This is a genomic window from Actinomadura rugatobispora, assembly GCF_055379765.1.
This window is the reverse complement of sequence record NZ_AP029191.1, coordinates 3,163,101-3,183,831: the sequence shown is the minus strand read 5'-3', so window position 1 is coordinate 3,183,831 and position 20,731 is coordinate 3,163,101. Positions and strand designations below refer to the sequence as shown.

At 71.7% G+C, this 20,731-nt stretch carries 19 protein-coding genes; 6 read left to right on the top strand and 13 right to left on the bottom strand.

The genetic code is table 11. The annotated features are described in order from the left end of the window. Positions 1-4: 4 nt before the first annotated feature. Positions 5-1,501, bottom strand: a complete 1,497-nt coding sequence (locus ACZ466_RS13320; RefSeq protein WP_378287592.1) for a serine/threonine-protein kinase — start codon at positions 1,499-1,501, stop codon at positions 5-7. A gap of 246 nt (positions 1,502-1,747) precedes the next feature. On the opposite strand from ACZ466_RS13320, the gene ACZ466_RS13315 reads away from it, so the two are divergent. Further along, positions 1,748-2,380, top strand: coding sequence for a hypothetical protein (locus ACZ466_RS13315; RefSeq protein ID WP_378287593.1), 633 nt, complete (start codon positions 1,748-1,750; stop codon positions 2,378-2,380). Positions 2,381-2,405: 25 nt separating this feature from the next. Here the strand turns inward: ACZ466_RS13315 and ACZ466_RS13310 are convergent, their stop codons facing one another. From ACZ466_RS13310 to fxsT, 7 genes are all read right to left on the bottom strand, one after another. Next, entirely contained in the window at positions 2,406-3,221 is an 816-nt protein-coding gene (locus ACZ466_RS13310) for a patatin-like phospholipase family protein (protein ID WP_378287594.1), read from the bottom strand. Between the two features lie 49 nt (positions 3,222-3,270). Next, positions 3,271-4,368: an acyl-CoA dehydrogenase family protein gene (locus ACZ466_RS13305; protein WP_378287595.1), complete on the bottom strand. Its 1,098-nt coding sequence runs from the start codon at positions 4,366-4,368 to the stop codon at positions 3,271-3,273. Positions 4,369-4,372: 4 nt separating this feature from the next. Further along, the gene (locus tag ACZ466_RS13300; protein ID WP_378287596.1) at positions 4,373-5,311 is read right to left on the bottom strand and encodes a VOC family protein; all 939 of its coding nucleotides are present in this window, start codon (positions 5,309-5,311) and stop codon (positions 4,373-4,375) included. Positions 5,312-5,337: 26 nt separating this feature from the next. Next, positions 5,338-6,111: an enoyl-CoA hydratase/isomerase family protein gene (locus ACZ466_RS13295; RefSeq protein WP_378287597.1), complete on the bottom strand. Its 774-nt coding sequence runs from the start codon at positions 6,109-6,111 to the stop codon at positions 5,338-5,340. Between the two features lie 14 nt (positions 6,112-6,125). Beyond that, positions 6,126-7,418, bottom strand: a complete 1,293-nt coding sequence (locus tag ACZ466_RS13290; RefSeq protein ID WP_378287598.1) for an acyl-CoA dehydrogenase family protein — start codon at positions 7,416-7,418, stop codon at positions 6,126-6,128. Next, a complete protein-coding gene (locus tag ACZ466_RS13285; protein WP_378287599.1) occupies positions 7,415-9,052 on the bottom strand; it encodes an AMP-binding protein in 1,638 nt (545 codons plus the stop codon). The genes ACZ466_RS13290 and ACZ466_RS13285 overlap by 4 nt, the downstream gene beginning before the upstream one ends. Before the next feature lie 396 nt (positions 9,053-9,448). Further along, positions 9,449-11,977, bottom strand: coding sequence for an FxSxx-COOH system tetratricopeptide repeat protein (fxsT, locus tag ACZ466_RS13280; RefSeq protein WP_464043563.1), 2,529 nt, complete (start codon positions 11,975-11,977; stop codon positions 9,449-9,451). 868 nt (positions 11,978-12,845) lie between these two features. Here fxsT and ACZ466_RS13275 point away from each other — a divergent pair. Then, positions 12,846-13,547, top strand: coding sequence for a hypothetical protein (locus ACZ466_RS13275; protein ID WP_378287601.1), 702 nt, complete (start codon positions 12,846-12,848; stop codon positions 13,545-13,547). Between the two features lie 56 nt (positions 13,548-13,603). Here the strand turns inward: ACZ466_RS13275 and ACZ466_RS13270 are convergent, their stop codons facing one another. After that, positions 13,604-14,500, bottom strand: a complete 897-nt coding sequence (locus ACZ466_RS13270; RefSeq protein ID WP_378287603.1) for a C40 family peptidase — start codon at positions 14,498-14,500, stop codon at positions 13,604-13,606. Between the two features lie 326 nt (positions 14,501-14,826). Between ACZ466_RS13270 and ACZ466_RS13265 the strand changes: the two genes are divergently transcribed. Further along, positions 14,827-15,846 carry an SMI1/KNR4 family protein gene (locus ACZ466_RS13265; RefSeq protein ID WP_378287604.1) on the top strand — a complete coding sequence of 340 codons (1,020 nt, stop codon included), beginning with the start codon at positions 14,827-14,829 and terminating at the stop codon, positions 15,844-15,846. A 3-nt stretch (positions 15,847-15,849) separates the two neighbouring features. Here the strand turns inward: ACZ466_RS13265 and ACZ466_RS13260 are convergent, their stop codons facing one another. Both ACZ466_RS13260 and ACZ466_RS13255 read right to left on the bottom strand, forming a co-directional pair. Continuing rightward, entirely contained in the window at positions 15,850-17,079 is a 1,230-nt protein-coding gene (locus ACZ466_RS13260; protein ID WP_378287606.1) for a pyridoxal phosphate-dependent aminotransferase, read from the bottom strand. Positions 17,080-17,130: 51 nt separating this feature from the next. After that, complete coding sequence (locus ACZ466_RS13255) at positions 17,131-17,619, bottom strand: NUDIX domain-containing protein (RefSeq protein ID WP_378287608.1); 489 nt, start codon at positions 17,617-17,619, stop codon at positions 17,131-17,133. A gap of 262 nt (positions 17,620-17,881) precedes the next feature. Here ACZ466_RS13255 and ACZ466_RS13250 point away from each other — a divergent pair, with 262 nt between their 5' ends. From ACZ466_RS13250 to ACZ466_RS13240, 3 genes are read left to right on the top strand one after another with little or no spacing between them, the layout of a single operon-like run. Then, complete coding sequence (locus ACZ466_RS13250; protein WP_378287609.1) at positions 17,882-18,559, top strand: hypothetical protein; 678 nt, start codon at positions 17,882-17,884, stop codon at positions 18,557-18,559. Between the two features lie 50 nt (positions 18,560-18,609). Then, positions 18,610-18,954 carry a hypothetical protein gene (locus ACZ466_RS13245; protein ID WP_378287611.1) on the top strand — a complete coding sequence of 115 codons (345 nt, stop codon included), beginning with the start codon at positions 18,610-18,612 and terminating at the stop codon, positions 18,952-18,954. Between the two features lie 38 nt (positions 18,955-18,992). After that, positions 18,993-19,340, top strand: a complete 348-nt coding sequence (locus tag ACZ466_RS13240) for a VOC family protein (protein WP_378287613.1) — start codon at positions 18,993-18,995, stop codon at positions 19,338-19,340. On the opposite strand, the gene ACZ466_RS13235 is transcribed toward ACZ466_RS13240, so the two are convergent. Both ACZ466_RS13235 and ACZ466_RS13230 read right to left on the bottom strand, forming a co-directional pair. Continuing rightward, entirely contained in the window at positions 19,330-20,157 is an 828-nt protein-coding gene (locus tag ACZ466_RS13235) for a hypothetical protein (protein WP_378287615.1), read from the bottom strand. The two genes, ACZ466_RS13240 and ACZ466_RS13235, sit on opposite strands and share 11 nt — an antisense overlap. A 77-nt stretch (positions 20,158-20,234) precedes the next feature. Next, positions 20,235-20,597 (bottom strand): hypothetical protein, encoded by a 363-nt coding sequence (locus ACZ466_RS13230; RefSeq protein WP_378287617.1) that lies wholly within the window; start codon positions 20,595-20,597, stop codon positions 20,235-20,237. Positions 20,598-20,731: the final 134 nt, after the last annotated feature.

Here is a 20,731-nt window from a genome sequence, read left to right as displayed (position 1 = left end):
GAGGTCACTTCTGGCGGGTCAGGCGGCCCTTGGTGTGGACGGCGCCGGTCAGCACCTCGTAGTCGAGGGCGCCGTCCTTGCGGCGGGTGAGCTGTACGGGGACGGAGACGCACTTGGAGTGTCCCTCGATGATCCGCTCCCGCGCCTTGAGGCGTGTCGGCGTCGCGGTCTCCAGCTTCAGCCCGCCGGAGCATCCGAGGCCCGGGTACCGGGTCGTGCCGACGGTGTTGCCGACCCCTCCTCCGGCGCGGATCTCGACCCGCATCTCGTACTTGCTCCTGGGCTTCCCGTTCGGCCTGTACTCGGTGACGATGCCGCTCCACTCTCCGACGAAGCGCTTGTCGACGGACGGGGACGGGGACGCCGAGGCGGAGGCACGGGCGGACTGGCCCGCCTCCACGCGGTCGCCGATCGTCCGCCAGATGTCGGGGGTGAATGACAACCCGTACATCACCGCCACGAAGGCCACGACCCCGACGACCAGCCCGGTCAGGACGCGGAGCGGCGAACGGCGGCGCCGGCGGGCGGCGTACGGCGGAGGCGTGGCACCGCCAGGGCGGGGGTAGACGGGCGGGCGCGGGAGGGGCGGCCGGGTCGAGAGAGGGGCGGGCGGCCTGGTGCCCGGGGGGATCGACGGCCCGGCCACGGTCGGCAGGATCCGGGTCGCCGGGTTCGCGGCCTCGGTCTCCCCGCCGAGGCTGGCGGCGAAGCCGGTGAGCAGCTCGGAGACGGTCGGCCGCAGCTCGGGGCGCTTGTTCAGCGCCCGCTCGACCACGTCCCGCAGCAGCGGGTCGAGACCGTCCAGGTCGGGCGGGTGCGAGCCGACCTTGTTGAGCACCTCGTGCAGGCTCCGCCCGTCGAACGGCGGCCGCCCCGTCCCGGCGAACGCGACCACGCCGCCCCACGAGAACACGTCCGCCGCCGGGGTCAGCGGGCGGCCGTCGATCAGCTCCGGCGCGATGTAGGCGGGGGTGCCGACGATCTGGCCGTGCGCGGTGATCCGGGTGGCCTCGTCCACCGCCCGCGAGATGCCGAAGTCGATGACGCGCGGACCGGTCGGCGACAGCAGCACGTTGGACGGCTTCAGGTCGCGGTGCACCAGCCCGGCCTCGTGGATCGCCCGCAGCGCGGTCGCGACCCCCACCGCGAACTGCTCCAGGGACGAGCCGCGCAGCGGGCCCCGCTCGGCGACCGCCGACTCCAGGTCGGGGCCGTCGATGTACTCGATCGCGACGTAGAGGGGGTCCTCGTCCAGCGACGCCTCCAGCACCGGGGCGGTGGAGTGCGACCGGACCCGGCGGGCCGCGCCGACCTCGCGCCGGAACCGCGCGCGGAAGGCGGCGTCGGCGGCGTACTCGTGGTTGATGAGCTTGATGGCGACCGGGGGCGCGTCGTCGGCCTCGCCGAGGTACACCGTTCCCATCCCGCCGCGCCCGAGCCGGGCGGTCACCCGGTAAGGGCCGATGGTCTCCGGATCGTCCGGTCCCGGCGGCTCCCGCATGGTCGGCCCAATTCTCTCGATCGGCGGTGCACCGATCCTAGACCCGGCGCGGCGGGTTGCGGCATGGGTTCTCTTCCGGACGGTTCCCCGGGAGGGGAACCCGGCGGGCGTCTCGATCATCCAAGGGCGGTGATGTAACCCATATATCGGGTGCCCGGAAAAGCGTTGACGAGAATATCTCGACACTGAGACATTCTGTCCCGTAGCCAAAACAAGATCGTTCCAAAGGAGAATCCCATCAACCGCATGCAGATCGCGTCGCTGGGCGTCGCGGGGGTGGCCGTAGCGGGGCTGCTCTCGGGATGCGGCGGCTCCGACTCCGACTCCGCCGGCCAGGTCTCGGCCACGCCGCCCTCGCCGCCGCCCGCCGCCGCTCCCCCCGAGCAGCCCGCGCCCGGCGCGGGGGCGGGCAACGCGCAGGTGACCGCGCCCGGCACGTCCCTCAAGATCGGCCAGCGCGCCGTGGTGCCGCTCAAGCGGGCCTCGACCACCGGCACCCTCGGCATCACCGTCACCGCCATCGAACCCGGCGACCAGGCCGCCTTCACGCAGCAGTTCGGAAGCCGGGGCCAGGGCATGACGCCCTACTACATCCGGTACACCGTCACCAACGTGGGCGGCACCGACCTGTCGCGCACCACCGCGCCGCTGCTCAACGCCGTCGGGCCCAACGGAGGGTCGACCGGCGCCACCGTCATCTTCACCGGCGCCCTGCCGGGCTGCGAACGCGGCCGTCCCGACGCCTCGTTCGCCTCGGCCGGCGCCACGTACCAGCACTGCCGGCTCCAGGTCGCCCGCCAGGGCGTCCCGGTGACCGGCGCCGAGTACGACGACCGCGAAGGCGGCTACAACGACGGCCCGCTCGTCTGGACCAGATGACCGGTCGCACGGCGGTGCGCGGCGCTCACCAGAGGGGGCGTATCCGTGCGGCGGCGTCCGGGGCCTGGCGGGCACCGGCCAGATAGGCCGGCCCCCAGGCCCCGCGGTCGCCCAGGTCGCCACCGAACGCCCGCACGGACGCCGCGTCCGGGACGATCCGGGCGACGGCCGTCCCCACGGGCGAGGCCGACGGGAGCGGGAACAGGTGCGCCAGCGGCTCCACGAGCACGAGCGCGTCCGCGTTCCCGGCCAGGCCGGCGTGCGAGCCGCCCGCCAGCGCGCCGTCCATGTACCGGCGCCCGCCGATCGCGATCGGCGGGTACACGCCCGGCATCGCGCAGCTCGACGCGACGGCGGCGTGCAGCGGGACGCCGCTGTCCCGATCCCACACGCGGAGCGCGCCCTCCTCGACGTCCACGGCGGGGACGAGCAGGCGCCGCTCCGGCCAGTCCGTCGTTCCGAGCAGCGCCTCCATGCGCGCGACGTGTACCTCCCCGGGGACGGTCGCGGCGGCCTGCGCCATCCGCCCGGCCCGGCGCAGGGCCTCCGCGGGCTCCAGCGCCGGATCCTGGAGGACGGCGAAGACGTCCGCAGCCCCGCCGCCCCTACCTCCCGGGGCGTCGTCGGACGGCGCGTCCGGCAGCACGGCGTGGCGGGACGGATCGCCCCCGGTGGCCAGCACCGCACCCGCGATCGCGCCCGCCGACGTGCCGACGATCAGATCCGCCGCGGCCAGGTCCACGCCCTCCCGGCGCAGCCCAGCGGCCAGGCCGAGCAGCCACGCCGTGCCGGGAAGCCCGCCGGGGCCAAGGACCAGCGCCCTGTCCGTAGTCGAGGTCATGCGGGCGATTCTTCGACCTCAAGCCCGGTCGAGGTCAAGCCCGCCCGGGTCAGGCGAGCCCGAGGCCGTCCGCGAGGCGTTCCAGATGGTGGTCGTCGTCGCCGAAGGCCAGCGCGGTCGCCATCGCGTGCCGCGAGTACAGGTGCAGATCGTGCTCCCAGGTGAACCCGATCGCGCCGTGCACCTGGTGGCCGAGCGCGCACACCCGTTCGTACGCCCCGCTCACCCACGCCTTGGCCATCGACACCTCCTCGGCGGCCTCCCGCCCCGCCGACAGCCGCCAGATCGCCTCGTAGGCGATGAACCGCGACCCCAGCACGTCGATGGCCATGTCCGCGCAGTGGTGCTGGACGGCCTGGAACGCGCCGACGGGCTTGCCGAACTGCTCCCGCTCCGTCGCGTACGCGATCGTCACGTCCAGCACGCGCTGCGCCGCCCCGACCATCTCCGCGCACGTCGCCGCCGCGCCGTACGCCGACATCGCGTCCACGGCGGCCCGGTCGTCGCCCAGCACGCGGTCCGGCGGGACGCGCACGCCCGCGAACGCGACCCGGCACGGGCGGTCGAAGCCCACCGTGCCCGCCGCCGGCTCGACGGTGACACCGGGGGAGTCCGCGTCCACCAGGAACGCGCGCGGCTCCCCGTCCAGCACGGCCGCGACGAGGAACGCCTCCGCCGACGCCGCGTACGGCACGAACAGCGCCGCCCCGTCGAGCGTGAAGCCGTCCCCGGACGCGGCCGCCACCGGGCCCTCGCCCGGACGGTCCCACGCCACGGGCGTGTGGCTCACCACCCGGCCACGCGCGATCGCGCCGAGCCACTCGTCCTGCTGGCCCGCCGTCCCGTACCGCGCGATCGGCAGCGCGCAGCACGCCACCGACGGCAGCAGCGGGCTCGGCACCAGCGCGTACCCGAGCTGCTCGAACAGCAGGCACACCTCCAGGAACCCGCCGCCGACCCCGCCCCGCTCCTCCGGGACGGCCAGCCCGGTCCAGCCGAGCTCGACCATCTCCTTCCACAGCTCCGCGGAATACCCGGCCGGGTCGCCGTCCATCGCCCGCGCCCCGGCCGACCCCGCCCGCGACTCCAGCACCTCGCGGGCGGTGGAGGCGATCAGCTCCTGGTCCTCGGTGAGCGTCAGATCCATGACATCAGGCCTGGGGCGCCGGGATCTTGTCCGAGCGCACCCACACGCCCGGCCGCTCCTCCCAGAACAGCTGCACGAGCACGCCCCCGGTGTGCTTGGGGTGGATGAACGCGTCCCGCCAGGCCGCGCCGTCCGTGCTGCCCTCGTTCTCCCCGAACGTGGGCGTGTCGTGCTCGCCGCACGCCGCCAGCGCCCGGTCCCAGTCGGCGACCTCGAACGTGACATGGTGCGCGGCGGCGCCGTTGCGCTCCCAGAACCGCTCGATGAACGAGTCCTCCCCGCGCGGCATGATGATCTCCCAGCAGATCGCCGACCCGGGGATGTTCATCACCAGGTCCGCCATGTCGGGATGCTCCTCCAGCGGCGTCCGCCACACCGGGACGAACCCGGCCAGGTCCGCGTACCAGCGGGCCAGCTCGTCGCGGTCGGGGAACGCCTGGCACACGTGGTCGAGCCCCACGATGCCCAGCGACGACCCGCCCCCGGCGCCCGGCGGGGCGGGCACCGCGTCCTCGTCCCCGCACATCCCCAGCGCACCCGGCCCGCGCATCCGGAACAGCACCCCCGGCCCGTGCTCGGGCGGCGACAGCGACGCCTCCAGCCACGTGCCCCGCGCCCCCGCCGTCGTCTTGACGCCGCGCGTCTCCAGGTCGGCGCGGACGGCGTCGAGGTCGGGCACCTCCGCGCCCACATGATGCAGCCCGGCACGGCCGCCGTGGTCGTCCAGCCACGCCTGCAGCGGCGAGCCCTCACCCGTCGGCGCCAGCACCTCCCACGCCTGGCCCCAGCTCCCCGGCACCTCCAGCCGCACGCCGCGAGTCCCCTCGTCCGGGCTGTCCCAGCTCCGCACGGGCCGGAACCCGAACAATCCCTCCAGCAGCGCGACCTGCCCGTCGAGATCGGGCGTCACCTGAGCGACATGATCGATCCGGTAGATCAGCACTCTCTCTCCCTTCTACGTGGGCCGGTTCAGCTGGGGTGGGGTTCGATCCAGTCGTAGCCCTGGGTGACGAGTTCCTTGACCAGGCGCAGGTTGTAGCGGTTCATGGCGGCGATGCGCTCGGCCAGTTCGGCCACCCCCTTGTCGAACTCGTCCACGGGGAAGACCTCGTTGACCAGGCCCAGTTCCAGGGCGCGTTCGGCGTCGACGCGGGCGCCGGTGAACAGGAGCTGCTTGGCGCGGGCCTTGCCGATGCGTTCGGGGAGCCGCTTGACGCCGCCCCAGCCGGGCGCGTTGCCGCCGAACTCGGGCTGGTCGGGGTCGCCGTCCTCGGTCATCTTCGGCCGGTACGGGGGACGCGCCGACAGGGTGATCTCGACCAGGCCCATCTTGGCGTTGTCGGCGGCCACGATGAAGTCGGCGGCCAGCGCCAGCTCCAGGCCGCCGCCCACCGCGTACCCGTGCACGGCGGCGATGACCGGGAGGGACAGGCGCTCCATCATGGCGAACGTCTTCTCGCCGAGGCGGCCCTGCTCGATCCGGTCCCTCTTGGTGAGCGACTCCGACCATTTCAGGTCCATGCCGGCGCAGAAGGCGCGCTCGCCCGCGCCGCGCAGCACGACCACGCAGACGTCCTCGTCGTCGTCGACCGCGGTGAAGAAGTTCCGCAGCTCGGCCATCGTGGTCGGGGTGAGCGCGTTGAGCTTCTCCGGGCGGTTCAGCGTCAGCCACGCCACCCGTTCCTCGATCTTCAGGTCGACGGTCTCGTAGGGGCCGTAGCCGGTGTCGGCGTTCGCGGGCATGAAGGATGTCCTCCTTAGCGGGGCAGGTTCAGGCCCCGGGTGGCGATGACGTTGCGCTGGATCTCGGAGGTGCCGCCGAGGAAGGTGGCGGCGATGGAGTCGCGGCGCATGTGGGTGAACGCGGCGTTCAGCGGCGAGCCCCCCTGATAGGCGGCGGAGCCGTTCGGGGGGTCTGGGGGATCGCCCCCAGGAACGACATTGCCGCGGTCCCAGAGCGCGCCGGCCCGGCCGAACGCCCTGGCCCCGGTACGGGCCAGCCGCTGGTGCAGCTCGGCGCCGAACAGCTGGTTGACCGACGCCTCGAAGCCGGGTTCCTCGCCCGCCGCCTGCTTGGAGACGGTGTAGCGGGCCAGGTTGTACAGCACCCGGATCTCGGTGTGCCGCCGCGCGATCTCCTTGCGGTAGGCGTCCCGGTCGGCGCGCGCGAAGCCGCGGCCCTCCGCCGAGCGCAGGTAGCCCACCAGGTCGTGCAGCGCCTGCTCGTACTTGATGGTCGCGCCGATCCCGGCCCGTTCGAAGCCGAGCGCGGACATGGCGACGTACCAGCCGCGGTTCTCCTCGCCGACCCGGTCGGCCACCGGCACCCGCACGCCCTCGAAGAAGATCTCGCAGAACGGCGCCGCGCCGCGCAGGTCGGTGATGGGCCGGACCGTCACGCCGGGCGCGGCGGTGTCGACGAGCAGGAAGGTGATGCCGCGGTGCTTGGGCTCGGCGCCGGGGTCGGTCCTGACCAGGACGAACAGCCAGTCGGCGTACTGGCCCAGGGACGTCCACACCTTCTGCCCGTCGACCACGTAGTCGTCGCCGTCGCGGACGGCGCGGGTGCGGATCGAGGCCAGGTCCGAACCCGACCCCGGTTCGGAGAAGCCCTGCGCCCAGGTCGTCTCGCCGCGCGCGATGCCGGGCAGGTGCCGGGCCTTCTGCTCCTCGGTGCCGTGCACGAGGAGGGTCGGGCCGAGCAGGAACGCGCCGATGCCGTTCACCGTCGGTACCCGCGCCCGCATCAGCTCCTCCTGGAGGATGAACTCCTCCTTCGCCGACAGCCCGGCGCCGCCGTACTCGGCGGGCCAGTGCGGCGTGATCCAGCCGCGCCCGGCGAGGGCCCGCGCCCAGGCGCGCGCGCCGTCCCGGCGGTCCGGGTCGTCGCTGGCGCGGTCCTCGGCCCAGTTGTAGCCGCGCACGTCCTCCGGCTCCAGGCTCTGCTCGCCCTCGGGGTCGGGACGGTAGGAGGGCGGGAAGTTCTCCTGGACGAAGGCCCTGACCTCCTCGCGGAAGGCGGCCTCCTCCGGCGTGTCGTCCCAGTTCATGCCGTGCCCTCCCGTTCGTGGGACTCGCGGTCCCAGGTGTCGGGGGTGAGGCCGTGGTCGCCCTCGGCCCGCAGCCGGTACTTGGCGACCTTGTCGGTGGGGGTGCGCGGGAGGGCGTCGACGAACTCCACGTACCGGGGGACCATCGAGTGCGGCAGCCGCTCCTCGCAGAACGCGACGAGCTCGGCCGGATCCAGCGGATCCGACCCGGGCCGCACGACGACGCTCACCTTGATGTCCTCGTCCTCCAGTTCCGAGGGCACGCCGATCGCGGCGCACTCCAGCACCTCCGGATGCAGGTTGATCTCGCACTCCAGGTCGAAGGCCGAGATGTTCTCCCCGCGACGCCTGATGGCGTCCTTCATCCGGTCCAGGAAGTAGTAGTAGCCGTCGTCATCCCGCCATACCCGGTCTCCGGTGTGGAACCACATGTTCCGGAAGCAGCGGGTCGTCGCCTCCCAGTCGCCGTAGTACCCGGTGGTGAGCACGAACGGCTGCTTCGGCCGCAGCACGAGCTCGCCCGGTTCGCCGGGGCCGACCTCGCGGTCGTGCTCGTCGACCACGGCGACCTCGAACCGCTCGTCGTGCGCCGTCCCGCACGACCCGGTGCGCCATTCGCCGTACGGGCTGCCCGTCGCGATCCCGGCCTCGGTGCTGGTGTAGGTCTCCACGGAACGCACCCCGAAACGTTCCCGCAGCGGCTCGTCCAGGCTCGACTTGCCCATGTAGAAGGTCTCCATGGGGTGGTCGCGGTCGTCCGGTGCGGGCGGGCGGCTCAGCAGGATCGGGATCATGGAGAACACGCTCATCGTGACCTGGGCGTCGAAGCGGCGCACGTCGTCCCAGAACCGGGAGGCGCTGAACCGGTCGACGATGGCGATGGATCCGCCGCCCAGCAGCGCCGACAGCATCCCGTCCCACAGCGCGGCGGCGTGGAACAGCGGCAGCGGGCAGTAGATCGTCTTGCCCCAGCGGTCGAGGAAGTCCAGCGAGTCGTACGCGCAGGCGAGCGCCAGCGCGTGCGGCACCATCGCGCCCTTGGACGGCCCGGTCGTCCCGGAGGTGTACATGATCGCCTGGAGGTCGGAGAAGGTCACGCCGGCCTCGACCTCGCCGGTGCCGTTGGCGCGCGCCGACAGCGCCGACATGTCGACGGCGGGCTTGCCGAGCGCCTGCAGGGGCACCCCGGCGGCGGTGCCGTCCCGGACGATGACCAGGCCCAGGTCCGGGAGCCGCCCGGCCACGCCGGGGATCCGCTCGGCGTACGGGGCGTCCGCGATCAGCCAGCGCGAGTTCGAACTGGCGAGCACGTGGCGCAGCAGTTCGCCCTTGTAGGCGGGGTTGATGGGCACGGCGACGGCGCCGAGCCGGGCCAGCGCGAAGATGAGGGGGACGAAGTCGGCGCAGTTGGGGAGCATGACGCCGACGTGGTGGCCGCGGCCGACGCCGAGCGCGGCGAGCCCGCGGGCCATCCGGTCCGCGGCCGCGTCCACCTCTCCGTAGGTGATCTCGCCGTCCCGGAACTTGAGGAAGGGGTCGGCCCGGTGGGCCCTGGCCTGCGCCCGGAGGACGTCCCCGAGGACGAAGCTCTCCAGCGTGGCAGTGCGCAATTCCGTGCGCAGCCGATCGCGCATCCGAACCTCCGCTGCCGCCAGGGGCGGCGTTGTGGGTGCGGGTGGGGTGGGTCGGTAACAGGACACTGACCTGAATATCCGAACACGAATGAATAAAAGGGGCAATAGAGACATGAGGGATTAAAACGGTCACCCCAGGGTTGCATGGTGCTGCCGTGACCCCTGGGACGGCCACGACGAACTGGTGCCCGCCCCGCGCGAAGGCATCGGGCAGAACCGCCCGCTCCGCAAGGCAGTGCCCGCCGGCCTCTCCGCCCCCCGCTTCCACCCCCGATGACCCCCTCCCCACCAGGAGCTTTACCCCCGAGAAGGGAAACGAGCCACCGCGAATCGGATCGCGGTGGCCCGTCGCCGTCCGAGACGATCCAGCAGCGCCCGGCGGACGGACCAGGCCCGTCAGACGTAGTCAGGCTCGACGTCGAGATCGATCCGCAGATGCTGCGCGACCTCACGCGTCTCCGGATGGTGGGGCCCCAGCTTCTCCCGGTACTGCGCGAGAGTCCGCCGGTGCAGCTCCGACGCAAGCTCCCCCTCGCCCGCGGCCCGGTGGTCGAGCGCCAGATTCGCCGCCGTGGCCAGCGTGAACGGATGGTCCTCCCCGCGCACCCCGCGCCCGAGGCCGAGCGTCCGCTCGCCGAGTTCCACGGCCTCGCCCACCGCCCCGCAGGCCGCGAGATCACTCGCCAGATTGGCGCTGACCGTGAGGCAGTGCGGATGCTCCTCACCGAAGATCTCGCACAGCTTCGCCCGAGCCCGGGCGCTCGCCTCCCGCGCCTCCTCGGGCCTCCCCTGAAGCCGCAGTACGACGGCCAGGTTCGCCACGGCCGCGAGCGTGTTGGGATGGTCGCCGCCCACCACGTCCGTCCAGACCCGCACGGTTCTCTCACCCAGGCTCAGCGCGCCCGCCAGGTCCTTGGCCAGCCGACGGTCGTTGACGAGATTGGTCGCGACGCCGAGAGAGTGCCGGTGCTGCGCCCCCACCAGAGCGAGGTGGCGGTTGAGGACGGCCTCCAGGTGGTTCAGCGCCTCCTTGCGGTCACCGGTGCGGCGCAGCGCGACGCCGAGGTCCATCGAGTACATCAGGGCCGGGAGGCGTAGAGGCTCACCCCGCTGCTCCACGGTCCTGTTGATCTGGATCAGCTCGTCCAGGGAGTCCTCGTACCGGCCCAGCCGCCGCAGATCGCGGGCGAGGGCGAACTGCGAGTCCAGCGTGCGCAGATGAGTCTCCCCGATCGTGCGCACCCTTTCGTCGTGCGTTCGCCGGTCGTTCTTGAGCGCCTCCTCGTAGCGCCCCAGGCAGCGCAGGTTGATGGCGATGTCGCTGAGGACGTCCAACGTCTGGAAGTGATCCCAGCCGAACACTTGGACGTACAGCGGCAACCACTGTTCGTCCCATTCCAGCGCCTCGCGGTACTGACCGAACGCGCGCAGGCCGGTGCTGTAACTGCGGGCGCAGGCGAGGAACACATCGTTCTCCACGCCGTACTCACCGCGCAGCAGGGTCATCGTCTCGGTGTTGAGCTGGAGCGCCTCTTCGCCATGCCCGAGCCGCTGGAGCGCGACTCCGAGTTCGGTCGCCAGTGCGAGCGTCTGCAGGTGCTCGGGGCCGAGCTTGCGCCGCCAGCTCTGCAGCGCGAACGCGGCCAGGCCCGCGGCCTCGCTGTAACGGGCGCGGAGATGGAGCCGACGCACCTGGTTGATCACGAGTGCGCGCACCGGCGCGTAGTCGCTGGTGAGCGCACCCGAGGGGATCAGGTGGGGGCGCGACATCTCGTAGACGGCGTCGTTCTCCTCCCGTTCCGGGCCCTCGGGATCGGTGCCCGCGAGCAGCACGTGCACGGCATGCCGGTGCCGCTCCTCCGCGCGGGGCCCCTCCAGGCCCAGCCCGCCCTGCACGATCGCTTTCACGATCCGGTGGATCTGCGTCTCGTTGCGGACGCCGTCGAAACGCACCAACGAGAAGCGCGCGAGCTCCCGCACGGCGTTCCTGAGCCGCAGGGTGCTCGAGAGCACCGCGCGCAGATCCTCCGGCAGCTCGTCCAGCAGGTCGGGCTGCACCAGAAGATCACCGGAGACGGGCTCCGGTGAGATCATCGCCAGCGTCCGCAGCAGCGCCAGGGCCTGGCGTGCCAGCGCGTTCTGGGAGAGGACGCAGCACACGGCGACGGCGTGCGGGTATTCGGCGTCCGGAATGAAGAACTCTTCGGAGACCCGTCGGAATCGCTCCAGGTAGGTGCCGACGGTCACCTCCGTCTCGTTCAGGTAGGCGGCCGCGTGCTCGACCGCCAGCGGCAGCCCGTCGAGCGCGGAGGCCAGTTCGACCGCCTCGGTCCGCCGTCTCTCCTCATCGGCCGTGGCCGTGATCCGCCGGTCCTCCTTCTCCGTCATGGCGAGGAGCGGCACACGGTGCCGGAGGAACTCGACGGCCTCCGCCAGGTCGAACTCCAGGACGTTGAGGGTCTCCGCGGGCAGCGTGCCCCGCCAGCCCAGGTACTGCGTCGTGATCAGCACATGGGACCCGCCCTCGGGGAGGTAGCGGGAGATGATCTCCGGCCGGATGGCGTTGTCGAAGATCAGTAGTGATCTCCGGTAGGGGACGCCCGTGCGCAGCGCGCCGAGGGTCGACTGGATGAGGTGGTCGCTGTCGCTGCCGCGCAGGTCGTGGAGTTCCAGGTGGCGGCCCAGTTCGATCAGGGCGTCCCTGATGAGGTCCTCCTGCTCGGCGCGGATCCACCAGACCACGTCGTAGTAGTCGCGGTAGCGGTGCGCGTACTCCAGCGCGATCTCCGTCTTGCCTATGCCGCCGGGGCCGTAGAGCACCTGTGCGAGCGGGCCGTGCGGAGCGTCACCGTGCTGCCGCCACCGGTCGCGCAACGTCGCCAGCTCCGCGCGGCGCGCCGTGAAGTGCCCATTGCGGGGAGGCACCACCGGGCCCCAGAGCGCGCGGCTCCCTCCGGTCGGGGACGGCGGGGCGGGCGGTGCACCGGGCCGGCCGGGGGCGGCCGGGGCGGGTACGGGCCCCGGAGCGCGTACCTGGTCGGTCAAGGACGACGGAGCGGGAGCGGACGCCTGAAGGGGCGCGGACGCGTGAGGAGCGATGGCGATGGGAACGGCCGGCCCGGCGCGGGGGGGGTCGGTTCTGCACCGCCTGCTCGGCGCGCCGCGCCGCGTACCACAGTGGCTGATACTCGGTGACGTTCCCGCCGAGCTGCTCCACGATCAGCTCCAGAAAGCCCCAGGCGGGGACGCGCGGGCCGCTGAGCGCGTTGTAGACGGTCGACGCGCTGACGGTTCCCTCGCCGATCCCGCGCGCTATCTGGCGGACGGACGGTTCGCCCGCGCGAAAGTGCAGTTCGTTGAGGCGGTCGAACAGTTCGGTGATCGGCCCCGGGGGCGTGAGGCTACGCCTGATCGACCCCATCGGCGGCCCCCTCGCACGAGAAACGATTGTTCAAATATGTCAAAAACTGTGCATCGGGACCAGAATCTTCTCAGCATCACTCCATGGTCGCGCAATGACCGAACATCTGTTCCTGTGAAGCCGACGTAATGGTGGGGCGTCCATGCTTGCGACGTGCGAATCGGAAGTCCTGAGAACGGCGCATCCGAGCGTTCAACGACACCGGTGAACACCGATGCCCGAGCGCCGCCGTGCACGCCCACGGGCGCCACGTACAAACTTGTCCATCCCGCTCGTAAACCGTGCACCTGCGGCCATGCACAGTGAAGCCGGGTCAGGCTGGAGATGTGAGCTCACCACGACGTCCACCACATCTCGCCTGAGGAGGCGGTCTTGACCATCGCCGAAGTCACGTCCCTCGACGTTCCGCCGCCGGCCGGCCGGGCCCGGACGGCCCGCGCGGCCGGAGCCCGCCGGGAGCCGGTCCCCGCTCCCTGCTTGCCGGTGCACCGCGCGATCGTCGCCCTCGACATGGAGAAGTCGACGCTTCGCACGAATCCCGTGAAGGAGGAACTGCGGCGTCGTACGTACCTCGTCCTCGATGAGGCGCTGCGGAAGGCCGGGATCCGCGAGCAGCACCTGGATCGGCTCACCGATCGCGGAGACGGTGTCCTCGCACTGGTGAGGCCCGTCGACGAGGTGCCCAAGACGCTGCTGCTGAACGCCTTCACCCCCGTGCTGTGCTCCCTGCTGGAGGACTGGAACGCCGGCGTGACCGGTGACCCGGCGCGGCTCCTGCGGTTGCGCATGGTGATCCACGCCGGTGAGGTCCACGACGACGGGCAGGGCTTCTTCGGCGAGGATCTCGACGTCGCGTTCCGGCTGCTCGACGCGCCGCGCGTGAAGCGCACCCTCGCGCGGGCGGACGGCGCGCTGGCGGTGGTCGTCTCGGACGAGATCTACCGCTCGATCGTGCTGCACGGGTACGGAGGGATCGACGCCGGGGGCTACGACACGGGCGTGCGCGTCCGGGTGCGCGGCAGGCAGCGGCACGGCTGGGTGCACGTCCCAGGCCCGCCGGTACCGCAGACGTGATTCCCGGTGGGCCGCCGGTTTCGTTCGTTGGGCGGCCCGCCGGGAACCGATGACGGTCAGTCCCCTTTTCGGTCGGCGTCGGTGTCGGTGCCGGGCTCGGTGGTGCGGGCGGACTGGGCGAAGCCCGGGTCGAAGTCGCCCACGGCGAAGTCTTCGGACTTGGGCGGGGTCATGGCCGGCAGGTCGTGGCCCGGCAGGGCCCTGGACGGCGCGGGCGCGGCGGGCGGCGCCTCCGCCTCGGTGCGGCCCGCGGGCTCGGTCCGCTCGAGCTGGCGGGCCAGTCGCGGGATCGAGGCGGGGAACTTCTTCGGCTGCGGGGCGCCGGGCCGGACCGCCCCCGCGAACTGCCTTGTGCGGAATCCGGAAAGCCGGTCGATGCGTATCCGGGACCCGCTGTTCGGCGCGTGGATGTACCGATTCTTCGACACGTACATGCCGACGTGCGCACGGCCGCGGAAAAAGACCAGATCGCCCGGTCGCAGCGATTTTATGCCCACTTTCCGGCGGACCGCGCTGTACTGCGAATAGGAAACCCGCGGCAGCCGCACCCCGCCCTTCCGCCAGGACCTCATGACCAGCCCCGAGCAGTCGTAGGCCCGCGGCCCGGCGGCGCCCCAGCGATACGGCTTGCCGATCTGCTCGCGGGCGAACCGGAGCGCGGCGCGGGCGCTTTTCTCCTGCCGGGTGATCTTGCGGCGGTACGTCGTGTACGCGCGGACCTTGCGCAGCGTCCTGGCGTCCAGGCCGAACCGCTGGGCGGAGGTGGGCTTCGGCTTGACCGCCTCCGCGGCCTGCGCGGGCGCCTCGGCCGGGACGGTCACTAACATCGTCGCGGCGAGCAGGCACGAGGCGGTCTGCGGCACCAGCCGCGCCGCCCGTTTGGAACGGGTACGCGGTTTTCCACCGCGATGATGCGGCGGGAATGCCTTCGGGCCGTGCGATGCGATGTCCATAGGGCGTCCTCTGTTGGCGGGCGTCGAGTGTAGCGTTTTCCGAATAACCGACTACCCGCGTGCGTTGCCCCGCTATTCGGCGAGCCGTCAGACTTTAGATGATCATGGTGGTGCCATGGAAATGTCATGCGCGCCGATTGACGGCCGCGCCGCTAGGTGCGCAACAGAACGACCATGAAAGTCATCCCGCTCGAAATGGTCACACCCCGCGTTAATGGCGGTCTCGGGCGGTGTGTTCTTTGGGGCGGATTCCCGCGGCGCTTCCGTCATGGGCGGCATGGCGTCCGCGGTGCCGATGTCGGACGGTGGCGCTAGCGTCTGACGGCATGAACGATGCCTATCCCACGGTGGAGGGACTCCGGGAGGCGGGCCGGAGACTCGCGGCGACGCTCCGCGGCGTGCCCGAGGGAAGCCGTGAGCCGCGGTTCCCGGGCGGGACCTTCCCGGCGGACTACGTCGAGCTGCTCTCCCGGACGGGCCCGGGGACGCTCGCGGGCGTCCTCCGGCTCCTCACCCCCGGGGACGGCGACGGGCACCTGCCGCCGCACGAGGACGCGCTGCTCTGGGGCGTGTTCGCCGGAGGGGAGACGTGCTGGTGGCTGCCGTTCGGCGACGACCCCGGCCGGTGGCTGGTCGCGCTGAACGGCCACGGGCACCAGCAGCTCAACCTCACCACCACCGAGTTCCTCGACGAGTGGCTCGACGGCCGCCTCGACCTGCCGGTCCTTTCCCTGCCGCCCGTGCCGCGCGAGCGGACCTTCACCCCGCCCGGCCACCCGGTCACCGCGCCGCCCGCGGGCGAGACCGCCCGCGACTCGCTGGCCCAGCTGCGGACCATCGTTGGCCCCGGCACACCGGCCACCTTCGACTGGGAGGCCGCCGAACGCCGGCTGGGCGTCCCCGGGCTGCCGTCCGACTACAAGCGCCTGTACGAGGAGTACGGCGGCCACGGCCACTGGATCGTCTTCAACGGCATCTTCATCGAGACCCCGCAGGGGATCGCCGCCGAGCATCCCGACCAGGCCGACATTCTCCGGGACGACCTGGACGTCCTCCCATCCGCGGCCCCGGGACGCCGCTACACGCTGCACCCCGAACCCGGCGGTCTGCTGTACTGCGGCAGCACCGAGGGCCGCGACACCCTGTTCTGGGACACCCACGACGCCGACCCCGACAGGTGGCCCGTCGTGAACGCGGGCTACGGCGAGGCGCAGAAGTTCGGCCCGCTCGTCGAACTCCTCGTCGCGGAGCTCACCGGGGTCGGCCTCGGCATGACCAACAGTTCGCTCGGCGACCCCTACGGATCTGCGTGGCCCTTCTACGGCCCGCGGCTCCGCCGAACCTGACGATTACCCGGCGCGGGTGCGGTAGACGTCCTCGACCGGGGTGGCGTGGAGCCGGGGCGGCTGCTCGTAGGCGCCGGCCTCAGGAGGCATCACGGTGTTGATGAGGTGCGCCTTCTCCGTCCCGTACAGGAACGACCCCAGCCCCGTCAGCAGCCGGTGCACGTCTTGCGGCGGACGCACCACCAGGCGCAGGAACCGGCTGGTGCTGCCCAGCTTGTTCCCGCACTCCCGGACGAACACGCCGTGCTCGCTGAGCAGGTAGTCCCGCAGCCGCACGCCGTCCTTGTCGTCGGGCAGCTTGATCAGGATGAAGTTGCCCTGGGACGCGAACACCCGCAGCCCCGGCAGTGACGCCAGCTGGCGCGCCATCGACCGGCGGTCCAGCGCCAGCCGGGACAGGCTCGCCTGGTACTCGGCGCGGTGCTCCTTCAGGAGGAACACCACGATCTCGGCGAAGGAGTTCAGGTTCCACTTCGGCAGCGCCTTCCTGATCCGGCCCGCCAGTGCCGGGTTGGCCACCAGGTACCCGAACCGGATGCCGTGCAGCCCGAAGTTCTTGCCGAGGCTCTTCAGCACGACCACGTTGGGCCGGATCGCGGCCTCGTCGGCGACGCTGGTGTGCGGCTCGGCGTCCACGAAGTCGATGAACGACTCGTCCACCACGACCAGGTCCAGGTCCACCAGCGCGTCCAGCATCCGGAGCACGTCCCGGCGCGGGACGTAGCCGCCGTCGGGGTTGTTCGGGTTGCAGATCACCGCGACGCGGGACCGGCGCTCGCGCAGGAAGCCGACGAAGGCGTCCAGGTCCAGGGCGAAGTCCCGGCTCTCCGGCAGCGGGAACATGTCGACCCGCTTGCCGGTCTCCAGCGGCTGGTCCGTCCAGCGCCCGAACGTGGGGATCGGCGTGCACAGGCTCTCCCGCACCAGCAGGTGGTCGATCCAGGTGATGAGCTCGGTGGAGCCGTTGCCCATCGCCACCGTCTGCGGGTTGAGGCCCAGCGTGGCGCACAGCTCGGCGGTGATCGTGTCGGCGTCGCTGGGGTAGTACTTGAGGATCGTCTCCAGGTTGTCCCGCAGCCGTCCGAACATCTCGGGCGTCGGGAAGTACGGGTTGCACGGGATGCAGAAGTCGACCAGTTCGGTCCCGTGCCCGCCGTCCGCGCGGTTGAGCGCGAAGAAGGACGGGCTGTGCGCGTTCTGCCGCAGCAGGTTCGCGTCGATGGATCCGGCCACCTCGTACCTCCAAGGGCTGGGCACTGAGAGGAGATACGAGCCCGCGCGCGATCAGGTTCGACCGGCGCCCGGAAGGTAGACCGTGCGGCCCCGCTCGCGGGCCTCCCGCGCGGCCGGGATCCGCGGCGCCAGCAGCGGGGAGAGGAGCTTGGCGGCCTCGTCCCACGGGTAGAACCGGGCGTCGTCCAGTTCCTCCTCCTGGAGGCGGATCGAGGCGCCGTCCTCGACGCGGCCGCCGTCCCAGACGAACGCCAGGAACGGGCGGAGCTGCTCGCCGTTCGCGGGGATCCACTGGACGACCAGGAGCGCGTCGAGCGTCACGCGCAGGCCGACCTCCTCGGCGATCTCGCGCACCGCGCACTCGTGCGGGCCCTCGCCCTCGTCGGCGACCCCGCCGGGGATCGCCCAGTGGTCGCGGTAGTTCTGCTTGACCAGCAGCACGTTGTCGTCGCGGTCGGTCAGCACGACGTTCGACGCCACGCACACCGAGGGCAGCGACGCGAACCACTGCTCCGGCGGCACCCAGTCCTGTCGTCCCACCCGCCCCACGCTAGCCCACCCGCCGTCGATGCCCCGTAGGCACCAGAACTCTCGCCCGCCGCCTTGAAGGCGTCCGGCGATTTCGCACGAGTGCTTCGGGCGGGGGCCGGGGGATGGTGAGCGTATAGAGTTGTGATCATGTGCATGTCAGCCTGATACCGCATGCCCCCCGCACATCTCCGGCGGTCGGGTGGCGCCCCCCGCGGGCGTTCACCATGCCTGCCGGCCTCCCGCATTGCCCGAGCACGAAGGAGCACGTCGGGTGAGCAATGTACTGACCATGAGAGTCTCCCGGGAAAGAGCCCGCGACGCCGCTGCGCCGACCAGGGCCCTGGTCTACCTCACCGAAGAATCGGGACCGACCCAGGTGGTCGCGTACGCGGAGCGCGAGCTGCCGCCGGGCGGCCTGCCCGCATACCTCGCGGCCCGCGGCAGCGGCGCTCGGTCCTTCGTCCTGTGGGCCGACGCGCACCGTCAGAAGCGGGCGGCCACCGTGGTGACCCTGTCGGCCGCCGGCGGTGTCGCGACGTTCCAGGTGTTCGGTGCGCACAATGAGCTCATCGGCACGCTCGTGCGCGAGAAGGCGCTCCGTGGCAGGGGCCTGCGCACCCGCTGGACCGTGACACAGGCCGGCGGCCCCGAGGCGGTGGGCTTCAAGGGCCGGATCTTGTGGTGGTGCCTGTGGTGGTCGTCGTTGCCCCTGCAGGTGCTGATCCTCGTGTTCACCATTTTCGACAGCATCCCCGGCAATGAGGCCGGTGTCGCGCGCGGCCCTCGGCGCATCAGGTGGCGTGCGGGCGGGCAGATGCCGCTGGAGTTCAGATCCAGAGGCGACAAGCTGCATCTGCACGCGCCGGGACTGGACTGGCGGCTTGGGGCCGCGCTGGTCGTCCTGCTGCGCAGCTTCGGCCTCGGTTCGTGGGACGCCGGCAAGAAGTGACTGTCGGTCGCAGCGGCGGTGAGGGCGGTGTCTCGGGTAGAACTGGCACCATGCCTGACCAGCAGCCAGTCCCTTACCCGGCCCAGATGCCCGTTGCGCCCCATGCCTACGCGCCACCGCAAACCAGGGGGGTCAGCACCGGCTACCGGCTATGGGCCGGCATTCTCCTCTGGCTTGCGGTCATCATCGCGGTCCTCGTGGTGGTCGCGTTCGTGGCGAGCATTGTCCTCCTTGCACAGGCGGACAAGGATGTGGCGAACGCCGCCTACGGTTACCTCGCCATTTTTCTCTGGTTCGGGATCGCCGCCGCGGTCCCGGTCCTGTTCGCGGTCGCCATCCCGGGTGCGCTCATGACGCGGCGTGTGCGGCGGGAGCGGCAGGCGGGGATCCTCTGAAGGCGTAGCGGCGGCTCGGGCGTCCTTATGATCGCGGCATGGCACTCGACTTGTTCGCCGGCATCGCGGTCGTCGACTACGCGGCGGCCCTGGCGTGGTACGAACGGCTGCTGGGGTCGCCGCCCACGTACGTGGTGAGCGACACCGAGGCCCTGTGGGAGCTGGCCGAACACCGGTCGCTGGTCGTCGAGGAGCGGCCCGAGCGGGCCGGGCGCGCCTTCCACACGGTGTTCGTCGACGACTTCGACGAGCGCGTCGCGGCGATGGCCGCGCGGGGGATCGAGCCCGCGGAGCGCGAGACCTACTCCAACGGCGTGCGCAAGGCGATCTACCGCGATCCGGAAGGGAACGAGATCGGGTTCGGCGGCCCCCCGGTCAGCGGTTGAGGACGTTCGCGGCGTTGGCCAGGCGCCGGGTGAGGGCGGTGCGGAGGGCGTCGAACGCGGCGCGGTTCCTCGCGATCGCCCGGTCCTGGTAGGCCGTCTCCACCCCGGCCCAGACGTTGACGACGCCGGTTTCCCTTTTGCAGCGGGCGTCGGCGACGGCGGTGCCGATCTCGGCGGGGCCGGGCGTGTGGTGCGCGTCGTCGAGGAAGCGCTTGTCGCGTACGGCGTCGGGCGGTGTCGCGTACCGGTGGCCCGACTTCTTCATGCAGGCGCTCCAGCGGGCGAAGACGGCGCGCACGCGGCTGTCGCGCAGGGCGAGCTCGTAGGCCCCGAACGCGGCCCGGTCGAGCGTCCTGCGCTGCGCGGTCAGATCGGGGACGCCCGCGCGGAGCGTGCGGCCGGCCTCGTCGTCGCAGCCGCCGTCGCCGCGGACGGCGCGCCTGATCTCGTCCGGCATCCTGGGGTGCGGGGCGCGCTTGCTGATCTCGGGGACGCTGTAGCCGAGCGTGCGGGCGCGGGCCTCGTCGACGATGCCGTACCGGCGGGCGTTGCGGCCGGACACCGCGGGGTGCGGGTCGGGCACGTCGGCGTCCAGGCCGCGGCGCTCCAGGCAGCGCGCCACGAGGGTCTTCTCGGCCGCGAGCAGCGTGTTCTGCTGCGCCGGGGCGGGCGTGTACGCGTCCAGCGGCAACGTGAAGGTGTTCATGTCGCGGACGTTCAGGGGCCGGACGGGGGGTTCCGCGCCCTGGGGCGCGGCGCATCCCGCGAGGAGGACGCCGGCGCCCAGGAGCAGCCCCGCCGTCGGATGGCGGTTCACCACAGGACTCCTTGGTTCGGGCGCGCCGGGTCCGCACGGGAGGGAGCGGACCCGGCGCTCACGCGGGGTGGGTCAGGCTAGGCGGCGTCGTAGGAGGCGAGCCTGTTGTTGAGGTCCCCGTTCAGGTCGCCGACGGACTCGTCCTCCAGCTCCTGGGAGGCGCCGGTGTAGTTGGCCCCGTTGTAGACGACCTCGTTCCACGACCAGTTGAGGTTCTGCCACGAGCTGGCGTTCCTCATCGGCTCCCCGTTGGGGAAGGTGTGGTTCGTGAAGCTCTTGACGTTGACGTTGTAGCAGCGCTTGGAGCCGGTCTGCCCGAACTCGGTCCAGAAGCAGCTCTCGGCCTGGGCCGGAGCCGCCAGCCCGAGAGCGCCGAGTCCGACCCCGCCCGCCAGGGCGAGCGTGCCGAGCCGGCGCCTGGTGATGATCGTGCCGCGCATGCGTTGTCCTCTCTGGAAAAGGGACCCATCGGCCCCGCGAACCGATGCCCAATTCTGTGTTCGATCGATTACGCAGCGCAATGTACCTGTGGATGAACTGGGGTGTTTCCAAGGAGTGAGCGGGAAGTCGTCCG